The organism is Cupriavidus sp. DF5525, from assembly GCF_040149425.2.
GTDB classification, from domain to species: domain Bacteria; phylum Pseudomonadota; class Gammaproteobacteria; order Burkholderiales; family Burkholderiaceae; genus Cupriavidus; species Cupriavidus pickettii_A.
In genome coordinates this window covers 3,050,544-3,070,452 of sequence record NZ_CP168265.1, presented here as the reverse complement: position 1 = coordinate 3,070,452, position 19,909 = coordinate 3,050,544, and the positions used below count along the sequence as shown (strand labels likewise).

The window sequence follows — 19,909 nt, the reverse complement described above, 5'->3', positions numbered from 1 at the left end:
GCTGGCCAGCCGGAAAACCCCAGTACACGAGTACCCAACCCAACGCAGGTGATTGCCTCGACATGGCTTACGATCTAGAAGAACAGGAACAGCTTGAGAATCTGAAGGCCTGGTGGCGCCAGTACGGCAATGCGCTGACCTGGGTGCTGATCGTCGCGCTGCTGGCGTTCGCCGGCTGGAACGGCTGGAAGTACTGGGAACGCAGGCAGGCCGGCGAGGCCGCGGTGCTGTACGAGCAGGTGCTCAAGGCTGCCGAGGCGCGCGACATCGAGCGCATCAAGCGCGCCGCGACCGACCTGGAAGACAAGTACGGCCGCACCGCCTATGGCCAGATGAGCGCGCTGGTCGCAGGCCGCGTGCTGTACGATGCGGGCGACCTGGCCGCGGCCAAGAGCCAGCTGCAGTGGGCCATCGACCACGGCGACGCAGAATACTCGCACCTGGCGCGCGTGCGGCTGGCCGGCGTGCTGCTGGACGAGAAGGCCTACGACAAGGGCCTGGCGCTGCTCAAGGACGAACCGCCGGCAGCGTTCGTGGCGCTGTATGCCGACCGCCGCGGCGACCTGCTCGCCGCGCAGGACAAGCGCGACGATGCGCGCGTGGCCTATCGCAAGGCGCTCGACAAGCTGGGCGAGGCCGAGCCGGCGATGCGCCAGATCATCCAGTTCAAGCTCGATGCGCTGGGCACGGCCTGAGTGGGCCGCCCTCGACTTGTGCCAATCACCGTAAAACCAGCGGACCGTAAAACCAGGATCGAAACCTTATGATGTCAGTGCTTTCCCGTGCCGTACATCGCCAGCCCGCCCGCACCATGGCCCGCGCGCTGGCGGCTGCCGCTTGCCTGGCCGCGCTGGGCGGCTGCGCGCTGTTCAGCAAGGAAAACAAGCACCCGCCCGCCCAACTCAAGCCGGTGTCGGGCACGCTGACGGTGCGCCAGGCGTGGAAGGCCGATGTGGGCAAGAGCGGCCCGTATTCGATGCAGCCGGCCGCGGCGGGCAACAACGTCTACGTGTCGTCCAACAACGGCAACGTGATCGCGCTGGAAGGCGCCTCGGGCCGCGTGCTGTGGAAGGCCAAGACTGATCTGGACCTGACCTCGGGCCCCGGCAGCGACGGCTCCGTGACCGCGGTCGCGGGCGAGAAGGGCGCGATCTACGCCTTCGACGCCAGCGGCAAGCAGATCTGGAAGAAGCAGGTCAATGGCGAGGTGCTGTCGGCGCCGCTGGTCGGCAATGGCCTGGTGGTGGTGCGCACCACCGACACGCGTGTGTTAGGCCTCGATGCCCAGACCGGGGAGCGCCGCTGGATCTACCAGCGCTCGCAGACGCCGCTGAACCTGCGCGCGGCAATGGGCATGGTGTTCGCCGGCGACGGCATCGTGATGGGCTTCCCCGGCGGCAAGCTGGGCGTGCTGACGCCGGGCAACGGCGTGCTGCGCTGGGAAAGCACGGTTTCGTATCCGAAGGGCGTGTCGGAGATCGAGCGCCTGAACGACGTCACCGGCCAGCCGATGGTGAATGGTCGCCAGGTCTGCGCCACCACCTTCCAGGGTCGCGTCGCCTGCCTGGAGCTGTCCAGTGGCCAGCCGCAGTGGGGCAAGGATTTCTCGTCGCCGAGCGGTCCCGCGCAGGATGACAATGCGCTTTACGCCAGCGACGAACGGTCGGTGGTGCATGCTTTCGACCGCCAGAATGGCAACGAACGCTGGAAGAACGACGAGCTGCGCAACCGCCGCCTGGGTGCGCCGCTGGCGCTGGGCCGCTCGGTGGTGATGGGCGACTTCGAAGGCTATGTCCACTTCCTGTCGCGCGAAGACGGCCAGGTCATCGCGCGCATGAAGACCGATGGCAGCGCCATCACCGCCGCGCCGGTCGTGGCGGGCCAGACCCTGGTGATCCAGACCCGCGACGGCGACGTCTACGGGTACCAGCCTGGCTGACAGGCATCCAATGCGCGCTGCCGTACACCTGTCGGTACGGTCGGCGCCTAATCCGGTAGCATGATCCTTGGTCGTGCGGCAAATTGCGCAGCGGGTCCCGTGACCGGCGGCGCGCGCGACAGGACAAGCGGCAATCCGTGCCGATAAGGCGCGGACTGCCGTCGGATCCATTGACTCCGGAGCTACCGGGGGGCGGCATGTGCCGGCCCCCGTTTCCGTTTATTGCATGAAACCAGTAATCGCACTAGTCGGCCGCCCCAATGTAGGGAAGTCGACGCTATTCAACCGCATGACCCGCTCGCGCGACGCCCTCGTCGCCGACCTGCCGGGCCTGACGCGCGACCGCCACTACGGCGAAGGGCGCATCGGCGAGCGTCCGTTCATCGCCATCGATACCGGCGGCTTCGAGCCGGTGGTCAAGGAAGGCATCGTCGCCGAGATGGCCAAGCAGACCAAGCAGGCGGTGGTCGAGGCCGACGTGGTGATCTTTATCGTCGACGGCCGCCTGGGCCTGGCGCCGCAGGACCGCGCCATCGCCGACTACCTGCGCAAGACCGGCCGGCGCATCATGCTGGCGGTGAACAAGGCCGAGGGCATGAAGTACACCTCGGTGGCAGCCGACTTCTACGAGCTGGGCATGGGCGATCCGTACGCGATCTCCGCTGCCCATGGCGACGGCGTGGGCGAGCTCGTCGACGAAGCGCTGGAGCTGGCGGTCCAGGAGCGGCCCGAGCTGGCCGAGGAAGTGCCCGATGGCGGCAAGGGCGTCAAGATCGCCATCGTCGGACGCCCCAATGTGGGGAAATCCACGCTGGTCAACACCCTGATCGGTGAAGAGCGCGTGATCGCGTTCGACATGCCCGGCACCACGCGCGACGCCATCTATGTGGAGTTCGAGCGCGGCGGCAAGCCCTATACGCTGATCGATACAGCAGGCCTGCGTCGGCGCGGCAAGGTGTTCGAGGCGATTGAAAAATTTTCAGTGGTCAAGACGCTGCAGTCGATCGCCGACGCCAATGTCGTGATCCTGCTGCTCGATGCGCAACAAGACATTTCCGACCAGGACGCACATATTGCCGGTTTTATTGTCGAATCCGGGCGTGCGCTGGTGGTCGGCGTCAACAAATGGGACGGGCTCGACGGCCATACCCGCGATCGCATCAAGCACGACCTGGAGCGCAAGCTGCAGTTTCTGAATTTTGCGAATTTCCATTTTGTGTCGGCGCGCGAGCGCACCGGCATCGGCGCGCTGCTGCGCTCGGTCGACGACGCCTATGCCGCGGCGATGGTCAAGCTGCCGACACCGCAGCTGACGCGCGTGCTGCAGGAAGCTGTCGAATTCCAGCAGCCCAAGCGCGTCGGCGCATCGCGGCCCAAGCTGCGTTACGCGCACCAGGGCGGCTCGAATCCGCCCATTATCGTGGTCCACGGCAATGCGCTGTCAGGCGTTGCCGAAACCTACCGGCGCTACCTGGAAAACCGTTTCCGTGCGGCCTTCAAGCTCAAGGGCACACCCCTTCGCATCGAATTCCGCACGAACAAAAATCCGTATGCGGACTCGAAGGATTGAGTCCGGAAACGGATCCTTTGCGGGGCAAGTTTTCGTTTGCGTTCGTTTGGAACTGCGGCTAAATTCACGGTAGCAGGGGGGTTCCCTGTGCATTGACGCCGACTTGGTACCGTTTTTGATCTTTTTTCTGGCGCGTTTTTGCGCTGATTGACTTGAACCGGGGACTTCCGTCCCCATCATCCATCACTAAACCTATAAATTTGGAGTGTGCCATGAGCAACAAAGGGCAACTGCTACAAGACCCGTTCCTGAATGCGCTGCGCAAAGAGCACGTACCGGTGTCCATCTACCTCGTCAATGGCATCAAGCTGCAAGGCAATATCGAATCGTTCGACCAGTACGTCGTCCTGCTGCGCAACACCGTGACGCAGATGGTCTACAAGCATGCGATCTCTACCGTCGTTCCGGCGCGCGCGGTCAATTTCCGCGTGGATGACTCTGCTGAGGCCTGAACTGCCTCGCGGCCGCCACAGCGCGCGGCCGCCGACTGACGGCATCGACCGGGCGCCACGCGGCGCCGTTTCGATGCCCGGCACCGGGTTGCCGTTGCGCCCGGTGCATCGCGGCCCGGCGGCCGCGCACTCAGCCGCCGCCGCTGCCGCTGCCGCAACCTCCGGCATCACCTTGCGCCTCGCGCGTTGGCCTGACCTGGCAGGGGCCAGGGCAGTGCCAGACCTCCGCAAGACATTCCCCTGAACCCGTATTCCCCAGCGCCTTCGCGCCCTCCCTTGGATCCCAGAGCCACTTCCAACACCGCACCCTCGCGCGCCATTCTTGTCGGCGTCGATTTCGGCAAGCATGACTTTCAGGAAAGCCTCAGCGAACTCGCGCTGCTGACCTCCACAGCCGGCTCGTTGCCGGTGCACACGCTGACGGGCCGCCGTTCGCGGCCCGACCCGGCGCTGTTCATCGGCTCGGGCAAGGCCGAAGAACTGAGGGAAGCCGCCGATGCGCTCGACGCCGACGTGGTCGTGTTCAACCACGCCCTGAGCCCGGCGCAGCAGCGCAACCTGGAGCGCTTCCTGAACCGCCACGTGATCGACCGTACCGGCCTGATCCTGGATATCTTCGGCCAGCGCGCGCAGAGCCACGTGGGCAAGGTGCAGGTGGAACTGGCGCAGGTGCAGTACCGCGCCTCGCGGCTGGTCCGCGCCTGGAGCCACCTGGAGCGGCAGAAGGGCGGTATCGGCATGCGCGGGGGGCCGGGTGAGCGCCAGCTCGAACTGGACCGCCGCATGCTGGACGAGCGCGCCAAGCGCCTCAAGTCCGATCTGTCGCGACTGCAGCGCCAGCACAGCACGCAGCGGCGCGCCCGCGCGCGCAACGACACGCTCAGCATCTCGCTGGTAGGCTATACCAACGCGGGCAAGTCGACGCTGTTCAACGCGCTGACCAAGGCGCGCGCCTATGCGGCGGACCAGCTGTTTGCCACGCTCGACACCACCTCGCGCCGGCTGTTCCTGGACGGGCTGGGCAACGTGGTGCTGTCCGACACCGTCGGCTTTATCCGCGACCTGCCCACGCAACTGGTGGCGGCGTTCCGCGCCACGCTCGAAGAAACCGTCCACGCCGACCTGCTGCTTCATGTGGTGGACGCATCGAGCCCCGTGCGGCACGAACAGATCGAGCAGGTCAACCGTGTGCTGGCGGAAATCAATGCCTCGGACATCCCGCAGATCGTGGTGATGAACAAGATCGACGCGGCGCCCGAGCTGATGGAGCAGGGCCCGCGCATCGAGCGCGACGAGGACGGCGTCCCCACCCGCGTCTTCCTCAGCGCGCGCGAAGGCATTGGCATCGATGCGCTGCGCGAGTCGGTGGTGGAGGTGGCCCAATGGCTGGCGAGCCGGCCATCCGAGCCGCCGCCTTACGATCCCCGACTGGCCGACGTCCCGCTGTATGGCGATGCGGACCAGGGCGAGGAGAGCGAAGAGGGCGTCGAGTACGATGACGATGACCAGATTGGCCATGCCGGCGAGAGCGGCGATGGCAGCGAAGCAGGCGCGGGGGAATCGCGCAGCTCCTGACCGTTTTCCGTCCATTGGCGCTACGATTGCGCGAATTGGCAAAAAGTGGCGCAGATGACTGCTAGAATCCCCCTGTTACAAACTTCCCCGGACCCGTGCACTTCATGCCCCAGTTTCCCCGGAATGCCGACTCGAGCCTGACACCAGGCAGCCGCCCCGCGCTGCGCGCGGGCTGGCAGCGCCTGCGCGCCATCTTCTCGCTGAACGATCCGCGCTGGGGTCGGAACGGGGACGACGATGACAAGAAGGATGGCCGCGACGACAACCGTCAGCAGAACCAGCGCCCGCAGCAGGACGGCGGCCCGCCCGACCTTGACGAGTTGTGGCGCGACTTCAATCGCCGCCTGAACGGCCTGCTGGGCCGCAAGGAAAACGGCGGCGGCGGCAACCAGGGCTTTGGCGGCCCGCGCACCCCCGGCAAGAGCTCGGGCGTGGGTGTCGGCGTGATCGTCGCCGCGGTGGTCGGGATCTGGCTCGCCAGCGGCTTCTTCATGGTGCAGGAAGGCCAGACCGCGGTGATCCTGCAGTTCGGCAAGTTCAAGTACTCCGCCGGCCCCGGCATCAACTGGCGCCTGCCCTGGCCGGTCCAGGCGGCCGAGATCGTCAACCTGTCGGCGGTGCGTTCGGTCGAGGTGGGCCGCTCCACGTCGATCAAGGACAGCAACCTGAAGGACTCGTCGATGCTGACGCAGGACGAGAACATCATCGACGTGCGCTTCACCGTGCAGTACGTGATTCAGGATGCCACCGAATTCCTGTTCTTCAACAAGACCGACCGCGGCGGCGACGAGGAACTGGTGACGCAGGCCGCCGAGACTTCAGTGCGCGAGATCGTCGGCCGCAACAAGATGGACGCGGTGCTGTACGAGAGCCGTGAGGAGATCGCGCAGGGGCTGGCCAAGTCGATCCAGGCGATCCTGTCGGCGTACAAGACCGGCATCCGCGTGCTTTCCGTGAACGTGCAGAGCGTGCAGCCGCCCGAGCAGGTGCAGGCCGCGTTCGATGACGTCAACAAGGCCAGCCAGGACCGCGAGCGCGCCATCAGTGAAGGCCAGGCCTATGCCAATGACATCATCCCGCGCGCCAAGGGTGCGGCCGCCCGCCTGAAGGAAGAGTCCGAAGCCTACCGCTCGCGCGTGGTGGCGCAGGCTCAGGGCGATGCCTCACGCTTCCGCTCAGTGCAGTCCGAATACGCCAAGGCGCCGCAGGTGACCCGCGACCGCATCTATCTCGAAACCATGCAGCAGATCTACACCAATTCGACCAAGGTGCTGGTGGATGCGCGCCAGGGCAACAACCTCCTCTACCTGCCGCTGGACAAGCTGATGGCGCAGGGCCAGCCCGGCACGCCGGCAACGCCGGGCGCCGCCGGAACGCCGGCGCCCGCGCCGGACGCCTCGCCGGACACCCGGTCGCGCGAGGCGCTGCGCAACCGCGACCGCGACTCGCGCTGAGGAGACCGTCATGAACCGACTGATTTCCTTCACGATCGGCTTTTTCATCCTGCTGGCCGTGGCCTCGTCCATGCTGTTCGTGGTCGACCAGCGCCAGTACGCCGTGGTGTTCGCCTTCGGCGAGATCAAGCAGGTGGTGCGCGAGCCCGGCCTGCACTTCAAGCTGCCGCCGCCGTTCCAGAACGTGGTGTTCATGGACCGCCGCCTGCAGACCATCGACGGGGCCGCCAGCGAGCGTTTCCTGACCGCCGAGAAGAAGAGCATGGTGGTGGACTGGTTCGTCAAATGGCGCATCACCGATCCGCGCAAGTTCTTCGTCGCCTTCGGTGGCAACGTCCGCGGCGCGCAGGACCGCATGACGCAGCGGATCGACTCCGTGGCGCGCGAGGAGTTCGGCAAGCGCACCGTGGCCGACGTGGTCGCCGGCGAGCGCGAGCAGGTGATGCAGGCCATCCGCAACGCCATGAGCGAATACGCCAAGTCGGTGGGCGTGGAGATCCTGGACGTGCGCCTCAAGCGCGTCGACCTGCTGCCCGCGATCAGCGAATCGGTGTACCGCCGCATGGAAGCCGAGCGCAAGCGCGTGGCCAACGAGCTGCGTTCCACCGGCGCCGCCGAGGGCGAGAAGATCCGCGCCGATGCCGACCGCCAGCGCGAAGTGGTGCTGGCCGAGGCCTATCGCGACGCGCAGGTGATCAAGGGCGAGGGCGATGCCAAGGCTTCGCAGATCTATGCCGACGCGTTCGGCCGCGATCCGCAGTTCGCGCAGTTCTGGCGCAGCATGGAGGCCTACCGCAACACCTTCCGCGACAAGCGCGACGTACTGGTGCTGGAGCCCAACTCTGACTTCTTCCGCTATATGCGTTCCAGCGGTGGTGCCGCGGCGGGCGCCTCCGGCGGGTCCGGAGCCAAGCGCTAGCGCACTCGCTGGTCCGTGTGGCGGAAAGACGAAACCCCGGCTTGCCGGGGTTTTGTCCGGCTGGAGCCCTCATGGAACCCATCGCCGTGGAGTGATGGCGCGGTCGCGCGGAGGGCGCAACGACCGCAACGACCGCGGCAACAATGATCCCGGGCGAGGCCCGGCACCCGAGGGCGCTGCGCCCGCGGGACCAACCGAATGACCGAGAAGAGATTCACCATGTCCAACCATTGGCTGCTGCCAGAAAACATTGCCGACGTGCTGCCGTCGGAAGCGCGCAAGATCGAGGAACTGCGCCGCCGCATGCTGGACCTGTTCCGCACCTACGGCTATGAGCTGGTGATGCCGCCGATGCTGGAATACCTGGAGTCGTTGCTGACTGGCACCGGCCATGACCTGGACTTGCGCACGCTCAAGCTGGTCGACCAGCTGTCGGGCCGCACCATGGGCCTGCGTGCCGATATCACGCCGCAGGTCGCGCGCATTGACGCCCACCTGCTGAATCGCCCCGGCGTGACCCGCCTGTGCTACGCCGGCAACGTGCTGCACGCGCGCCCGGCGGGCTTCCATGCAACACGCGAGCCGATCCAGATCGGTGCCGAGATCTATGGCCATGCCGGCCTGGAAGCCGACGTCGAGATCCAGGAACTGATGCTGGCCGCGCTGCAGGCGGCCGGGCTGTCGGAGATCCGCATCGACCTGTGCCACGCCGGCATCCTGGAGGCACTGCTGGCCGGACTGCCGTCGATTCGCAAGATCGAGGACGCGCTCTTTGCCGCGCTCGAAACCAAGGATGTGCCCGCGCTGCGCGAGCTGACCGTGGGCCTGCCGCAGACCGAGCGCGATGCGCTGCTGGCGCTGCCGACGCTCTATGGCGGCGTGGACGTGCTGGACCGCGCCCGCGCGACGCTGCCGGCCAGCCCCGCCATCGGTCGCGCGCTGGACGAGCTGGCCGCGCTGGCGGTGCAGGTGCGCGGCGCCAGCGTCAACATCGACCTGTCGGATTTGCGCGGCTATCACTATCACAGCGGAGTGATGTTCGCGGCCTACGTGGCGGGCCTGCCCAATTACGTTGCGCGGGGCGGCCGCTATGACAAGGTGGGCGAGGCCTTCGGCCGCGCACGGCCCGCGACCGGTTTTTCGCTGGATCTGCGCGAAGTGGCGGCCTTGTCGCCCGTGGAAGTGCGTGCGCAGGCGATTTTCGCGCCCTGGGATGCGGATCCGGCACTGCGTGCCGCCATTTCCACGCTGCGTGCCGCAGGCGAGATCGTGATCCAGTCACTGCCCGGCCATACCCACGAGCTGGACGAGTTCAACTGCGACCGGCAACTGGTACGCCAGGACGACGGCTGGGCCGTGGTGCCGCGCTGACGCACTGGGGTCAGGGCAGCCCAAAAATCGGGAATCGCCCGGCAACAAGAGTAGAATACGTTTTTAACCTATTGACCAAAGCAATATGTCCGCATCCGCAGTAGGCCAGGGACGCAATGTCGTCGTGATCGGCACCCAGTGGGGTGACGAAGGCAAAGGAAAAATCGTCGATTGGCTTACCGACCAGGCAAAGGGCGTGGTGAGGTTTCAGGGCGGCCACAACGCTGGCCACACCCTGATCATCGGCGGCAAGAAGACCATTCTGCGCCTGATCCCCTCGGGCATCATGCGCGACGGCACGGTCTGCTACATCGGCAACGGTGTGGTGCTGTCGCCCGAAGCACTGTTCCGTGAAATCGAAGAACTCGAAGCCGCCGGTCTGCAGGTGCAGAGCCGCCTGCGCATCTCGGAAGCGGCAACGCTGATCCTGCCGTACCACGTCGCCATCGACAAGGCGCGCGAAGCCCGCCGTGGCGCAGCCAAGATCGGCACCACCGGCCGCGGCATCGGCCCGGCCTATGAAGACAAGGTCGCCCGCCGCGCGCTGCGCGTGCAGGACCTGTTCGATCCCAAGCAGTTCGCCGAACGCCTGCGCGAAAACCTCGACCTTCACAACTTCATGCTGACCCAGTACCTGGGCGCCGAAGCCGTGGACTTCCAGCAGACGCTGGACGAGGCGCTGGCCTATGCGCCGCGCCTGGCGCCGATGGTGGCCGACGTGTCGGCCGAGCTGTACGCGGTCAACGCCGCCGGCGGCAACCTGATGTTCGAAGGCGCGCAAGGCACGCTGCTGGACGTGGACCACGGCACCTATCCGTACGTGACCTCGAGCAACTGCGTGGCCGGTGCGGCCGCCGCGGGTGCCGGCGTCGGCCCGGGCCGCCTGAATTACATCCTGGGCATCACCAAGGCCTATTGCACGCGCGTGGGCGCGGGCCCGTTCCCCAGCGAGCTGTACGACAACGACAACCCGTCGCGTCAGGATCCGGTTGGCGTGCGCCTGGCCAATATCGGCAAGGAATTCGGCTCGGTCACGGGCCGTCCGCGCCGCACCGGCTGGCTCGATGCCGCCGCGCTCAAGCGTTCGGTGCAGATCAACGGCGTGTCGGGCCTGTGCATGACCAAGCTGGACGTGCTCGACGGCCTGGAAAGCATCAAGCTGTGCGTCGGCTACGCGCTGGACGGCAAGACCGTCGACATCCTGCCGCGCGGCTCTGACGCCGTCGCGCGCTGCGAGCCGGTGTACGAGGAATTCCCCGGCTGGAACGAATCGACTTTCGGCGTGAAGGAGTGGGACGCGCTCCCCGAGGCGGCCCGCGTCTACCTGAAGCGCGTGGAAGAAGTGGTCGGCATCCCGATCGACATGATCTCGACCGGCCCGGACCGCGACGAGACCATCCTGCTGCGTCACCCGTACAAGGCCTGACCTGGCAACGTAATACGCAAGGCGTGGCGCCATGAGCGCCGCGAACTGCTACAGACAATCGGCCCGCGCAAGCGGGCCGAGCCACATCGGTCAACCGACCGCGAAGATACAAAGAGTAAAGCCATGAACCTGCCTACGAACGATGACGAGAACCTGTGGGTGTCCTGGGACGAATACCATCGCCTGATCGCACGCCTGTCGCTGAACGTGCATGAGTCGGGCTGGAAGTTCGACAAGATCCTGTGCCTGGCGCGCGGCGGGCTGCGCGTGGGCGATCAGATGTCGCGCATCTTCGACGTGCCGCTGGCCATTCTGGCCACCAGCAGCTACCGCGAGGCTGCCGGCACGCAGCAGGGCGACCTGGATATCGCGCAGTACATCACCATGACCCGCGGCGAACTGACCGGCAAGATCCTGCTGGTCGACGACCTGGTGGATTCGGGCATCACGCTCGAGCGCGTGGGCCGCCACCTGAAGGAACGCTACCCGGCGGTGACCGAGGTGCGCTCGGCGGTGCTGTGGTACAAGGCGTGCTCTAAGGTCGAGCCGGACTACCACGTGACCTTCCTGGAGTCGAACCCCTGGATCCACCAGCCGTTCGAAGAGTACGACACGCTGCGCCCGCACAACCTGGCCGCCTGGCTCAAGCGCGGCAAGCGCGCCAGCCTGCTGGACGACGGCGCGCGCGACTGAACGACGCCGCCACTTGCCATGCCCGTGGCGCTCTGCCCGGGGCACGGCACCGGAAGGCTTCAGTAGCCGACCGTGAAACGCTGGTGCGATTGCGCCAGCTTCTCGATCTCGTCGGGCATCGCGATGGCATAGTCCGCCATCGAGATCCTGGCCGGAATGCCGGAATCGCCACTGAAGCTGTTACACTCCTCGACATTGCCGTTCCGTTGTGGTTCGGCTGCCGCGCGGGGTACGGTGCGCGGTTTCGCGGACGGGAAAAACCCCTTACGCTCACAGGTATGACACCGCGGCACGCAGTGCCGCCAAGCAAGGAGTGCAAGTTGCCGGATCTGGTACGCGAACCAAGCGTCAAAAACAAAAAACCCGCAGGGCTTGAAAGCGCTGCGGGTTTTCCGGTGATCTGGTGCCCAGGAGAGGACTCGAACCTCCACAGTGTTGCCACCGCTAGGACCTGAACCTAGTGCGTCTACCAATTCCGCCACCTGGGCAGGTGTCGAAACAACCGAAGCGCTCATTATAGGGAGCGCGAGAATTTTGTCAAATAGTTTCCAGAAAAAATTGAATCAGAACAGCTATCCGATCCCCAGCCGGGAAGAAATCCTGGGCGTGCTGAGAACCTCGGGATCCCCTCTGTCGGCCGGCGATATCGCCAAGTCCCTGGCAGTCACGCGCAAGGAGCATGACGGCTTCCAGAAGCGCCTGGCGGCGATGGAACGCGACGGCCAGATCGAACTGAACCGCAAGGGCCGCTATGAGCTGGCCCACCAGCCGAACTTCGTCACCGGCCGGGTGCAAGGCCACCGCGACGGCTTCGGCTTCCTGATCCGCGACGACGGCGAGGACGATATCTTCCTGCCCGAACGCGAACTGCAGAAGGCCATGCACAATGACCGCGCGCAGGTGCGCGTGGTGGGCTACGACCGCCGCGGCCGGCCCGAAGGGCAGATCGTCGAGATCATCGAGCGCGCCAACCGCTTCGTCATCGGCCGCCTGCTCAGCGAGGGCGGCGTGCTGGTGGTGGCGCCCGAGGACAAGCGCATCAGCCAGGACATCCTGATCCCGCCCAAGGCCCAGGGCAAGGCGCGCGTGGGGCAGGTGGTCAGCGTCGAGCTGATCGAGTACCCCGACCGCTACGTGCAGCCGGTGGGCCGCGTGGTGGAAGTGCTGGGCGACATCGACGATCCCGGCATGGAGATCGAGATCGCAGTGCGCAAGTACGGCGTGCCGCATGCGTTCTCGCCCGCAGCCGCCCAGGAAGCCGCCGCGCTGCCCGACGAGGTGCGCCAGGCCGACCTGGACCACCGCATCGACCTGCGCGATATCCCGCTGGTGACCATCGACGGCGAAGACGCGCGCGACTTCGACGACGCGGTCTACTGCGAGCCGGTCAGGATAGGCCGCGCCAAGGGCTGGCGCCTGATCGTGGCGATCGCCGACGTGTCGCACTACGTGCGCCCTGGGACGCCGCTGGATGCCGATGCGCTGGATCGTGCCACCTCGGTCTACTTCCCGCGGCGGGTGATACCGATGCTGCCGGAGAAGCTGTCCAATGGCCTGTGCTCGCTCAACCCCGCCGTGGACCGGCTGTGCATGGTGTGCGATACGGTGATCACCGCCAAGGGCGAAATCAAGGGCTATCAGTTCTATCCGGCCGTGATGCACTCGACTGCACGCCTGACCTACAACGAGGTCTGGTCGGTCTTGTCCAACACCAAGGGCCCCGAGGCGCACAAGCGCAGCGAACTGGTACCGCACCTGCAGAACCTGTACGAGCTGTTCCAGGTACTGCTCAAGGCGCGGCGCGCGCGCGGCGCGATCGACTTCGATACCACCGAGACCTATATCGTTTGCAACGCGCAGGGCAAGATCGAGCAGATCCTGCCGCGCACGCGCAACGACGCGCACCGGCTGATCGAGGAATGCATGCTGACCGCCAACGTGTGCGCGGCCGACTTCCTCGAACGCTTCAAGCACCCGGCGCTGTACCGGATCCACGCCGGCCCCAGCGAAGAAAAGCTGAAGAACCTGCGCGAGTTCCTGCGCACCGCCGGCCTGTCGCTCGGCGGCGGCGACAAGCCGCAGGCCTCGGACTACGCCGAGGTGATGGACAAGATCAAGTCCCGCCCCGACGCGCCGATGCTGCAGACCATGCTGCTGCGCTCGATGCAGCAGGCGGTCTACAGCCCGGACAATATCGGCCACTTCGGCCTGTCGTATGAAGCCTATGCGCACTTCACCAGCCCGATCCGCCGCTATCCGGACCTGCTGGTGCACCGCGCGATCAAGGCAGTGCTGGCGCATACCAAGTACCAGCCGGCCTTTGCCCACGGCACCGAACTGAATACGGCGATCTCGCCCAAGGCGCGCAAGCTGCAGGCCAAGGACGCCGAGCAGAAGGCCGAATTGACGGCGGCGCGCGCCAAGCGCAATGAGGCGATCTGGGACGAGCTCGGCCTGCACTGCTCGGCCAACGAGCGCCGTGCCGACGAGGCCTCACGCGATGTCGAGGCCTGGCTCAAGTGCTACTTCATGCGCGACAAGCTCGGCAGTGACTTCGCCGGCACGATCAGCGCCGTGACCTCGTTCGGCATCTTCGTGCAGCTCGACGAGCTGTATGTCGAAGGCCTGGTCCACGTCACCGAACTGGGCAGCGATTACTTCCAGTACGACGAGGCCCGCAACGAACTGCGCGGCGAACGCACCGGCATCCGCTACCGCCTGACCGACCGCGTGCGCGTGCAGGTGTCGCGTGTGGACCTGGATGCACGCAAGATCGATTTCCGCCTGGTGCAGGAGCCCTCGGCGAAAACCCTGCGTGCCCGCGTTCCGGGCACTGAAACTCAGCCGCGCGTACCGGCCGCCCATGCGGTGCCGGCGCGCAAGAAGGGCCGCCAGCTGGCGGCACTGCTGGGCGGTTCGTCCAAGCCGGAGGAATCGTTCGACGAGACGCTGGACCGCGTGATCGAAGAGCAGCCGGTGTTCGAGGCCGTGATCACACCGCTCAAGCCGCACGTCAAGACCGGCGGCAAGCCGGCCAAGCGCGCCGCCAAGCCCAAGCCCTCGCACCTGGAAAAACCGCGCAAGCCGGCCTCTAAGTCGCGATCGGCCAAGCCGGCGGGCAAGTCGGCCGCCAAGACCTCGCGCACCCCGCGCAAGCGCTGAAGCCTGCGGCGGCCGCAATGGCCGCCGCCCCCCACAGCCGCACCTTGCGCGGCGGTGCGGGCCGGGGCGAGTACAATCGCGCCCATGGCCAAAAACAAACTCCTGATCGGCTTTCACGCCGTGACCGCACGCCTGCGCCAAGACGCAAAAGGCGTGACCGACGTCTATATCGAATCCGCCCGCCGCGACCGGCGCATGCAGGACTTCGTCCGCCTGGCCGAGAGCCTGGGCGTGCGCCTGCATCCCGTCGATGCCGAGCGCCTGCGCGGCATGGCCGGCACCGACCGCCACCAGGGCGTGGTGGCGCGCGCCGAAGACGTGGCGCTGGCGCTGAACCTGGATGAACTGCTCGACGGCATCGAGGGCACGCCGCTGCTGCTGGTGCTAGACGGCGTCACCGATCCGCACAACCTGGGCGCCTGCCTGCGCGTGGCCGATGGCGCCGGCGCGCACGCCGTGATCGCACCCAAGGACCGCAGCGTCGGCCTCAATGCCACCGTGGCCAAGGTCGCCAGCGGCGCGGCCGAGACCGTGCCCTATATCACCGTGACCAACCTGGCGCGCACGCTGCGCGAACTGCAGGAGCGCGGCATCTGGGTGATCGGTACCGCCGACGGCACCGAGAAATCGCTGTACGACATCGACTTCAAGGGCCCGACCGCGATCGTGATGGGCGCAGAAGGCGAGGGCATGCGCCGCCTGACGCGCGAGACGTGCGACGAGCTGGTCGGCATCCCGATGGCGGGTGGCGTGGAAAGCCTGAACGTCTCGGTGGCCAGCGGCGTGTGCCTGTACGAGGCGGTGCGCCAGCGGCGGCTGCCGCGCTGAACGCATGGCAGGCGATTCCCATATCTCCGCTCAGCCGGGACTTGAGGAAGCGCGCCGGCTGATCGCCGGCGCGAACAATATCTTCGTGCTGACCGGCGCCGGCATTTCGGCCGAGTCCGGCGTGCCGACCTTCCGCGATGCCATGACCGGCCTGTGGGAGCAGTTCGACCCGGAAGAGCTCGCGAGCGAAGGCGCCTACCGCCGCCAGCCTGCACTGGTGTGGGAGTGGTACCTGCACCGGCGCGACCTGGTCGCGGCCGTGCAGCCCAATCCGGCGCACCACGCGCTGGTGGCGCTGGCCGCGCAGAAGCGGGTCACGCTGGTGACCCAGAACGTTGACGGCCTGCACCAGCGCGCCGGCAGCGAACACGTGATCGAGCTGCACGGCAACCTGTTCGCCAACAAGTGGCTGGACGGATGCGGGCGCTGCAACGAGGCCACCGCGCTGCCGGGCATGCCGCCGCGCTGCGACCTCTGCGGCGCACTGATGCGCCCGGGTGTGGTGTGGTTTGGGGAAGACCTGCCGCGCGTGGCCCGCTACCGCGCCGAGCACGCGGCGCAGACCTGCGACCTGTGCCTGGTGGTCGGCACCTCGGGGCTGGTGTATCCGGCGGCGGGTTTGCCGGGTGTGGCCAGCGAGCATGGCGCGCCGGTGATCGTGGTGAATCCACAGCCGTCGGCGCTGGACCAGACCGCGGATCTCTTGCTGACGGCAGCGGCAGGGGAATGCCTGCCTCTGCTGTGGTCGCAACCGGCACCCTCGGCCGGCTGAGCCTGGGTCCGGGCGGGGGCGCCCGGACTTCCCTTACTTAGCGATCTCCCCGATCAGCTTTTCCAGCTTGACCGCATCCGCCGCGAACAGGCGGATGCCTTCGGCCAGCTTCTCGGTGGCCATCGCATCTTCATTGAGCTGCCAGCGGAAGGACGGCTCGTCGGCCGCAATGCGGGCGATATTGGCGGCCTGCGCCTGGTCCACCGACAGCTTGTGCTCGACCGGGCCCTGGCCGGCGGCCAGTTGCTCGAGCAGCTCCGGGCTGATGGTCAGCAGGTCGCAGCCGGCCAGCGACAGGATCTGCGCGGTGCTGCGGAAGCTTGCGCCCATCACCTCGGTCGGGTACCCGAACTTCTTGTAGTAGTCGTAGATCTGGCGCACCGAGCGCACGCCCGGGTCGTTGTCGCCGCCGTTGGCGACCGGGTCCCACTGCTCGCCGGCCTGCTTCTTGTACCAGTCGAAGATGCGGCCGACGAAGGGCGAGATCAGCTGCGCGCCGGCCTCGGCGCAGGCCACCGCCTGCACCAGCGAGAACAGCAGCGTCATATTGCAGCGGATGCCGTCGCGCTGCAGGATCTCGGCCGCGCGGATGCCTTCCCAGGTGGAGGCGATCTTGATCAGCACGCGCTCGCGCGCGATGCCGCGCTGCTCGTAGAGCTGGATCAGGTGGCGCGCCTTGGCCACGGTGGCTTCGGTATTGAACGACAGGCGCGCATCGACCTCGGTCGACACGCGTCCGGGCACGATCGCCAGGATCTCGCAGCCGAAGGCGATCAGCACTTCGTCCATCACCGCATCCACGCCGCCGTTGCCGTGGTGGTCCCGCACGGCCTGCTCCAGCAGGTGCCGGTATTCGGGTTTCTGCACCGCCTTCAGGATCAGCGACGGATTGGTGGTCGCGTCCTTCGGGGTGTATTGCTTCATCAGCTGGAAGTCGCCGGTATCGGCCACCACCGTGGTGAACTGCTTGAGTTGTTCGAGCTGGTTCATGGTCGCTATGTCGTGGGCTGAATTGTCTGCGGGCATCCGAGGGGCGTACAGGCTGCCCGGGTCTGGTCCATTGTACCGTCGCCCGCGAGCCATGCCGCCGCAATCCGCTACACTGTGCGTTTTCCCCCCAACGCAATCTGGCTGTTGTCATGACTCAGGATGAACTCAAGGCGCTGGTGGCGCAAGCCGCCGCCGACTACGTGAAGCAGGAAGTTCCCGAAGGCGCCGTGCTCGGCGTGGGCACCGGCTCCACCGCGAACCTCTTCATTGACGCCGTGGCGGCGTTCAAGGAGCGTTTCGCGGGTGCGGTGTCGAGCTCCGAGGCTTCCACGCGCCGCCTGCAGCAGCACGGCTTCAAGGTGCTTGACCTGAATGAAGTGGATGAGATTCCCGTGTACGTCGACGGCGCCGACGAGATCGACGCCAGCGGCGCCATGATCAAGGGCGGCGGTGGCGCGCTCACGCGCGAAAAGATCGTGGCCTCGGTGGCAAAGCGCTTCGTCTGCATCGCCGACGGCAGCAAGCTGGTCCAGACCATGGGCACGTTCCCGCTGCCGGTCGAGGTGATTCCGATGGCACGTGCCGCGGTCGCGCGCAAGCTGCAGGCCCTGGGCGGCCAGCCGCGCCTGCGCATGACCAAGGAAGGTGGCATCTACAAGACCGACAACGGCAATGTGATCCTGGATGTGGCCGGGCTGAAGATCGACGACCCGCGTGGCCTGGAGTCGGCCATCAACCAGGTGCCGGGCGTGGTCACGGTGGGCCTGTTCGCGCTGCGAGGCGCGGATGTGCTGCTGCTGGGTACCGGCGACGGCGTGCAGCGTACCAACTACTGAACGCAGTCGTCCGCTACACAGCAAAAAGGGGTGCCTGAGGCACCCCTTTGTCATTGCCGGCGGTCCAGTTCAGGACTGTGGCGGCACGTAGCCCTGCGCCTGGTCGGCACCTTCGCCGAAGAAGTACTTCTCGGTCTGCTTGAGCAGGTACTGGCGCGCGCGGGCGTCGGCCATGTTCAGGCGGTTCTCGTTGATCAGCATGGTCTGGTGCTTGAGCCAGCCGGCCCAGGCTTCCTTCGACACGCTTTGCCAGATCTTCTTGCCCAGTTCGCCGGGCAGCGGCGGGAAGTCGAGGCCTTCGGCTTCCTTGTTCAGCTTGATGCAATGGACCGTGCGGGCCATGGGGACTCCTTGTACGTTCGTTAGACTTTGCTGAGGCGCTGGCGCTATTGTAGCCAAGCGGGGCGGCCGGGCGCGGCGCGGCGGCGATTGCCCCTACGGCGTTACAGCTTTTTCATCAGCACCATCGACTTGCGCTGCCAGTTGTAGAGCTTGCGCTTGTCCTCGGGCAGGTCGTCGACGTTGGCGTGCACGAAGCCGCGCTTGAGGAACCAGTGCTCGGTGCGGGTGGTGAGCACGAACAGCTTTTCCAGGCCGAGCGCGCGGGCGCGGCGCTCGATGCGCTTGAGCAGGCGCTCGCCATCGCCGGTGCCCTGGGCTTCCTGCGATACGGTCAGGCAGGCCATCTCGCCCATGTTCTCGCGCGGGTAGTCGTACAGCGCGGCGCAGCCGAACAGCACGCCGTCGTGCTCGATCACCGAGAAGTTGCCGATATCGCGCTCGATCAGGTGGCGTCCGCGCGGCACCAGCGTGCCGTCCTGCTCCAGCGGCTCGATCAGCTGCACGATGCCGCCGACGTCGTCGAGCGTGGCTTCGCGCAGGCTTTCCAGGTCGGTGTCGGACAGCATGGTGCCGACACCGTCATGCAGGAACAGCTCCAGCAGCACCGAGCCGTCGAGCGAGTAGGGGATCAGGTGCGCGCGCGGCACGCCGCCCTTGAGCGCCTTGACCAGGTGCTGCAGGTAGTTGGCCACATCCGGCGGCAGGTGGTTGTTCTGCAGGCGCTCGACCGCGGTGCGCAGCGACATTTCCTGCATCAGCTTGCCGACCGGGTCGGGCACGCCCGGCACCTCGGTGATAAAAATCAGCTTGTCGGCCTTCATCGCCGTGGCGGTGGCGCTGGCCACGTCTTCCATCGACAGGTTGAAGGCCTGGCCGGTGGGCGAGAAGCCCAGCGGCGACAGCAGCACCACCTTGCCGTGCGACAGCGACATGCGCACCGACTCGGCGTCGATCTTGCGCACCAGGCCGGTGTGCTGGTAGTCGGTGCCGTTGACGATGCCGACCGGGCGCGCGGTGACGAAGTTGCCGGAAATCACCGAGAGCTGGGCGCCGGCCATCGGCGTATTGGGCAGGCCCTGGCTGAAGGCGGCCTCGATGTCCAGGCGCAGTTCGCCGGCGGCTTCCTTGGCGCATTCGAGCGCGGCGTTGTCGGTGATGCGCACGCCGTCGACGAATTGCGACTCGACCTGGCGCAGCGCCAGTTGCTCCTCCACCTGCGGGCGCGAGCCGTGCACCAGCACGATCTGCATGCCCATCGCGTGCAGCAGCGCGACGTCGTTGACCAGCGCATTGAGCACGCCCGACTTGACCAGTTCGCCCGCGAATGCGATCACGAACGTCTTGCCGCGGAAGGCGTGGATGTACGGTGCCACCATGCGCAGCCAGTCGACGAACTGCTGGTGGTCGGGGCCGCTGCGGTCGATGGCGTCGGCGCTGGCGACCACCGGTGCGGTGGCGGGCACGGCGGAGGCCGGGGCGGGCAGGGGCAGTTCGGCCGTGGCGGGCGGCTCCCCCGGTGCGGAAGAGGAGGGCGCCGGCTGGGGCGCGTCGGTTCTGGCGTTCATGCCGCGGATTATAAT

General features: G+C 66.6%; 18 protein-coding genes and 1 tRNA gene. 14 read left to right on the top strand and 5 right to left on the bottom strand.

From position 1 onward, the window contains the following. Positions 1 to 62 precede the first annotated feature (62 nt). The 10 genes from ABNX08_RS14260 (at position 63) to ABNX08_RS14215 (ending at position 11,399) form a co-directional block, all read left to right on the top strand. Positions 63 to 695: a tetratricopeptide repeat protein gene (locus ABNX08_RS14260; protein WP_022535761.1), complete on the top strand. Its 633-nt coding sequence runs from the start codon at positions 63 to 65 to the stop codon at positions 693 to 695. A 68-nt stretch (positions 696 to 763) separates the two neighbouring features. Further along, positions 764 to 1,939 (top strand): outer membrane protein assembly factor BamB, encoded by a 1,176-nt coding sequence (gene bamB, locus ABNX08_RS14255; protein ID WP_349604271.1) that lies wholly within the window; start codon positions 764 to 766, stop codon positions 1,937 to 1,939. Between the two features lie 226 nt (positions 1,940 to 2,165). Then, on the top strand, positions 2,166 to 3,509 hold the full coding sequence (gene der / locus ABNX08_RS14250) for a ribosome biogenesis GTPase Der (RefSeq protein ID WP_022535759.1): 1,344 nt from the start codon (positions 2,166 to 2,168) through the stop codon (positions 3,507 to 3,509). A gap of 212 nt (positions 3,510 to 3,721) precedes the next feature. Further along, entirely contained in the window at positions 3,722 to 3,961 is a 240-nt protein-coding gene (gene hfq, locus ABNX08_RS14245) for an RNA chaperone Hfq (protein WP_012353158.1), read from the top strand. Between the two features lie 276 nt (positions 3,962 to 4,237). Further along, the gene (gene hflX, locus ABNX08_RS14240) at positions 4,238 to 5,536 is read left to right on the top strand and encodes a GTPase HflX (protein ID WP_349604273.1); all 1,299 of its coding nucleotides are present in this window, start codon (positions 4,238 to 4,240) and stop codon (positions 5,534 to 5,536) included. 104 nt (positions 5,537 to 5,640) lie between these two features. Continuing rightward, positions 5,641 to 6,990: an FtsH protease activity modulator HflK gene (gene hflK / locus ABNX08_RS14235; protein ID WP_022535757.1), complete on the top strand. Its 1,350-nt coding sequence runs from the start codon at positions 5,641 to 5,643 to the stop codon at positions 6,988 to 6,990. Between the two features lie 10 nt (positions 6,991 to 7,000). Continuing rightward, positions 7,001 to 7,909 carry a protease modulator HflC gene (gene hflC / locus ABNX08_RS14230; protein WP_022535756.1) on the top strand — a complete coding sequence of 303 codons (909 nt, stop codon included), beginning with the start codon at positions 7,001 to 7,003 and terminating at the stop codon, positions 7,907 to 7,909. Positions 7,910 to 8,128: 219 nt separating this feature from the next. Then, on the top strand, positions 8,129 to 9,280 hold the full coding sequence (locus ABNX08_RS14225) for an ATP phosphoribosyltransferase regulatory subunit (RefSeq protein WP_022535755.1): 1,152 nt from the start codon (positions 8,129 to 8,131) through the stop codon (positions 9,278 to 9,280). Between the two features lie 85 nt (positions 9,281 to 9,365). Then, the gene (locus tag ABNX08_RS14220) at positions 9,366 to 10,706 is read left to right on the top strand and encodes an adenylosuccinate synthase (RefSeq protein ID WP_349604276.1); all 1,341 of its coding nucleotides are present in this window, start codon (positions 9,366 to 9,368) and stop codon (positions 10,704 to 10,706) included. Positions 10,707 to 10,829: 123 nt separating this feature from the next. Beyond that, complete coding sequence (locus tag ABNX08_RS14215) at positions 10,830 to 11,399, top strand: phosphoribosyltransferase (RefSeq protein WP_349604277.1); 570 nt, start codon at positions 10,830 to 10,832, stop codon at positions 11,397 to 11,399. A 59-nt stretch (positions 11,400 to 11,458) separates the two neighbouring features. Here ABNX08_RS14215 and ABNX08_RS14210 read toward each other — a convergent pair whose 3' ends face one another. Both ABNX08_RS14210 and ABNX08_RS14205 read right to left on the bottom strand, forming a co-directional pair. Beyond that, complete coding sequence (locus tag ABNX08_RS14210) at positions 11,459 to 11,830, bottom strand: hypothetical protein (protein ID WP_349604278.1); 372 nt, start codon at positions 11,828 to 11,830, stop codon at positions 11,459 to 11,461. Then, positions 11,801 to 11,887 (bottom strand) — tRNA-Leu (locus ABNX08_RS14205). Before ABNX08_RS14205 ends, ABNX08_RS14210 begins: the two co-directional genes overlap by 30 nt. Before the next feature lie 70 nt (positions 11,888 to 11,957). Between ABNX08_RS14205 and rnr the strand changes: the two genes are divergently transcribed. The 3 genes from rnr to ABNX08_RS14190 all read left to right on the top strand — a co-directional run bounded on the left by rnr (position 11,958) and on the right by ABNX08_RS14190 (position 16,161). Then, the gene (rnr, locus tag ABNX08_RS14200) at positions 11,958 to 14,561 is read left to right on the top strand and encodes a ribonuclease R (protein WP_041681096.1); all 2,604 of its coding nucleotides are present in this window, start codon (positions 11,958 to 11,960) and stop codon (positions 14,559 to 14,561) included. 84 nt (positions 14,562 to 14,645) lie between these two features. After that, entirely contained in the window at positions 14,646 to 15,389 is a 744-nt protein-coding gene (gene rlmB, locus ABNX08_RS14195; protein ID WP_010809441.1) for a 23S rRNA (guanosine(2251)-2'-O)-methyltransferase RlmB, read from the top strand. 4 nt (positions 15,390 to 15,393) lie between these two features. Continuing rightward, a complete protein-coding gene (locus ABNX08_RS14190; protein WP_022535751.1) occupies positions 15,394 to 16,161 on the top strand; it encodes an NAD-dependent deacylase in 768 nt (255 codons plus the stop codon). 33 nt (positions 16,162 to 16,194) lie between these two features. Here ABNX08_RS14190 and tal read toward each other — a convergent pair whose 3' ends face one another. Further along, a complete protein-coding gene (tal, locus tag ABNX08_RS14185; protein WP_349604279.1) occupies positions 16,195 to 17,151 on the bottom strand; it encodes a transaldolase in 957 nt (318 codons plus the stop codon). Positions 17,152 to 17,300: 149 nt separating this feature from the next. On the opposite strand from tal, the gene rpiA reads away from it, so the two are divergent. Then, positions 17,301 to 17,987, top strand: a complete 687-nt coding sequence (rpiA, locus tag ABNX08_RS14180; protein WP_022535749.1) for a ribose-5-phosphate isomerase RpiA — start codon at positions 17,301 to 17,303, stop codon at positions 17,985 to 17,987. Between the two features lie 69 nt (positions 17,988 to 18,056). Here the strand turns inward: rpiA and ABNX08_RS14175 are convergent, their stop codons facing one another. Both ABNX08_RS14175 and argA read right to left on the bottom strand, forming a co-directional pair. Next, a complete protein-coding gene (locus ABNX08_RS14175) occupies positions 18,057 to 18,329 on the bottom strand; it encodes an oxidative damage protection protein (RefSeq protein WP_012353145.1) in 273 nt (90 codons plus the stop codon). A gap of 101 nt (positions 18,330 to 18,430) precedes the next feature. Further along, entirely contained in the window at positions 18,431 to 19,894 is a 1,464-nt protein-coding gene (argA, locus tag ABNX08_RS14170; RefSeq protein WP_022535748.1) for an amino-acid N-acetyltransferase, read from the bottom strand. Positions 19,895 to 19,909 lie beyond the last annotated feature (15 nt).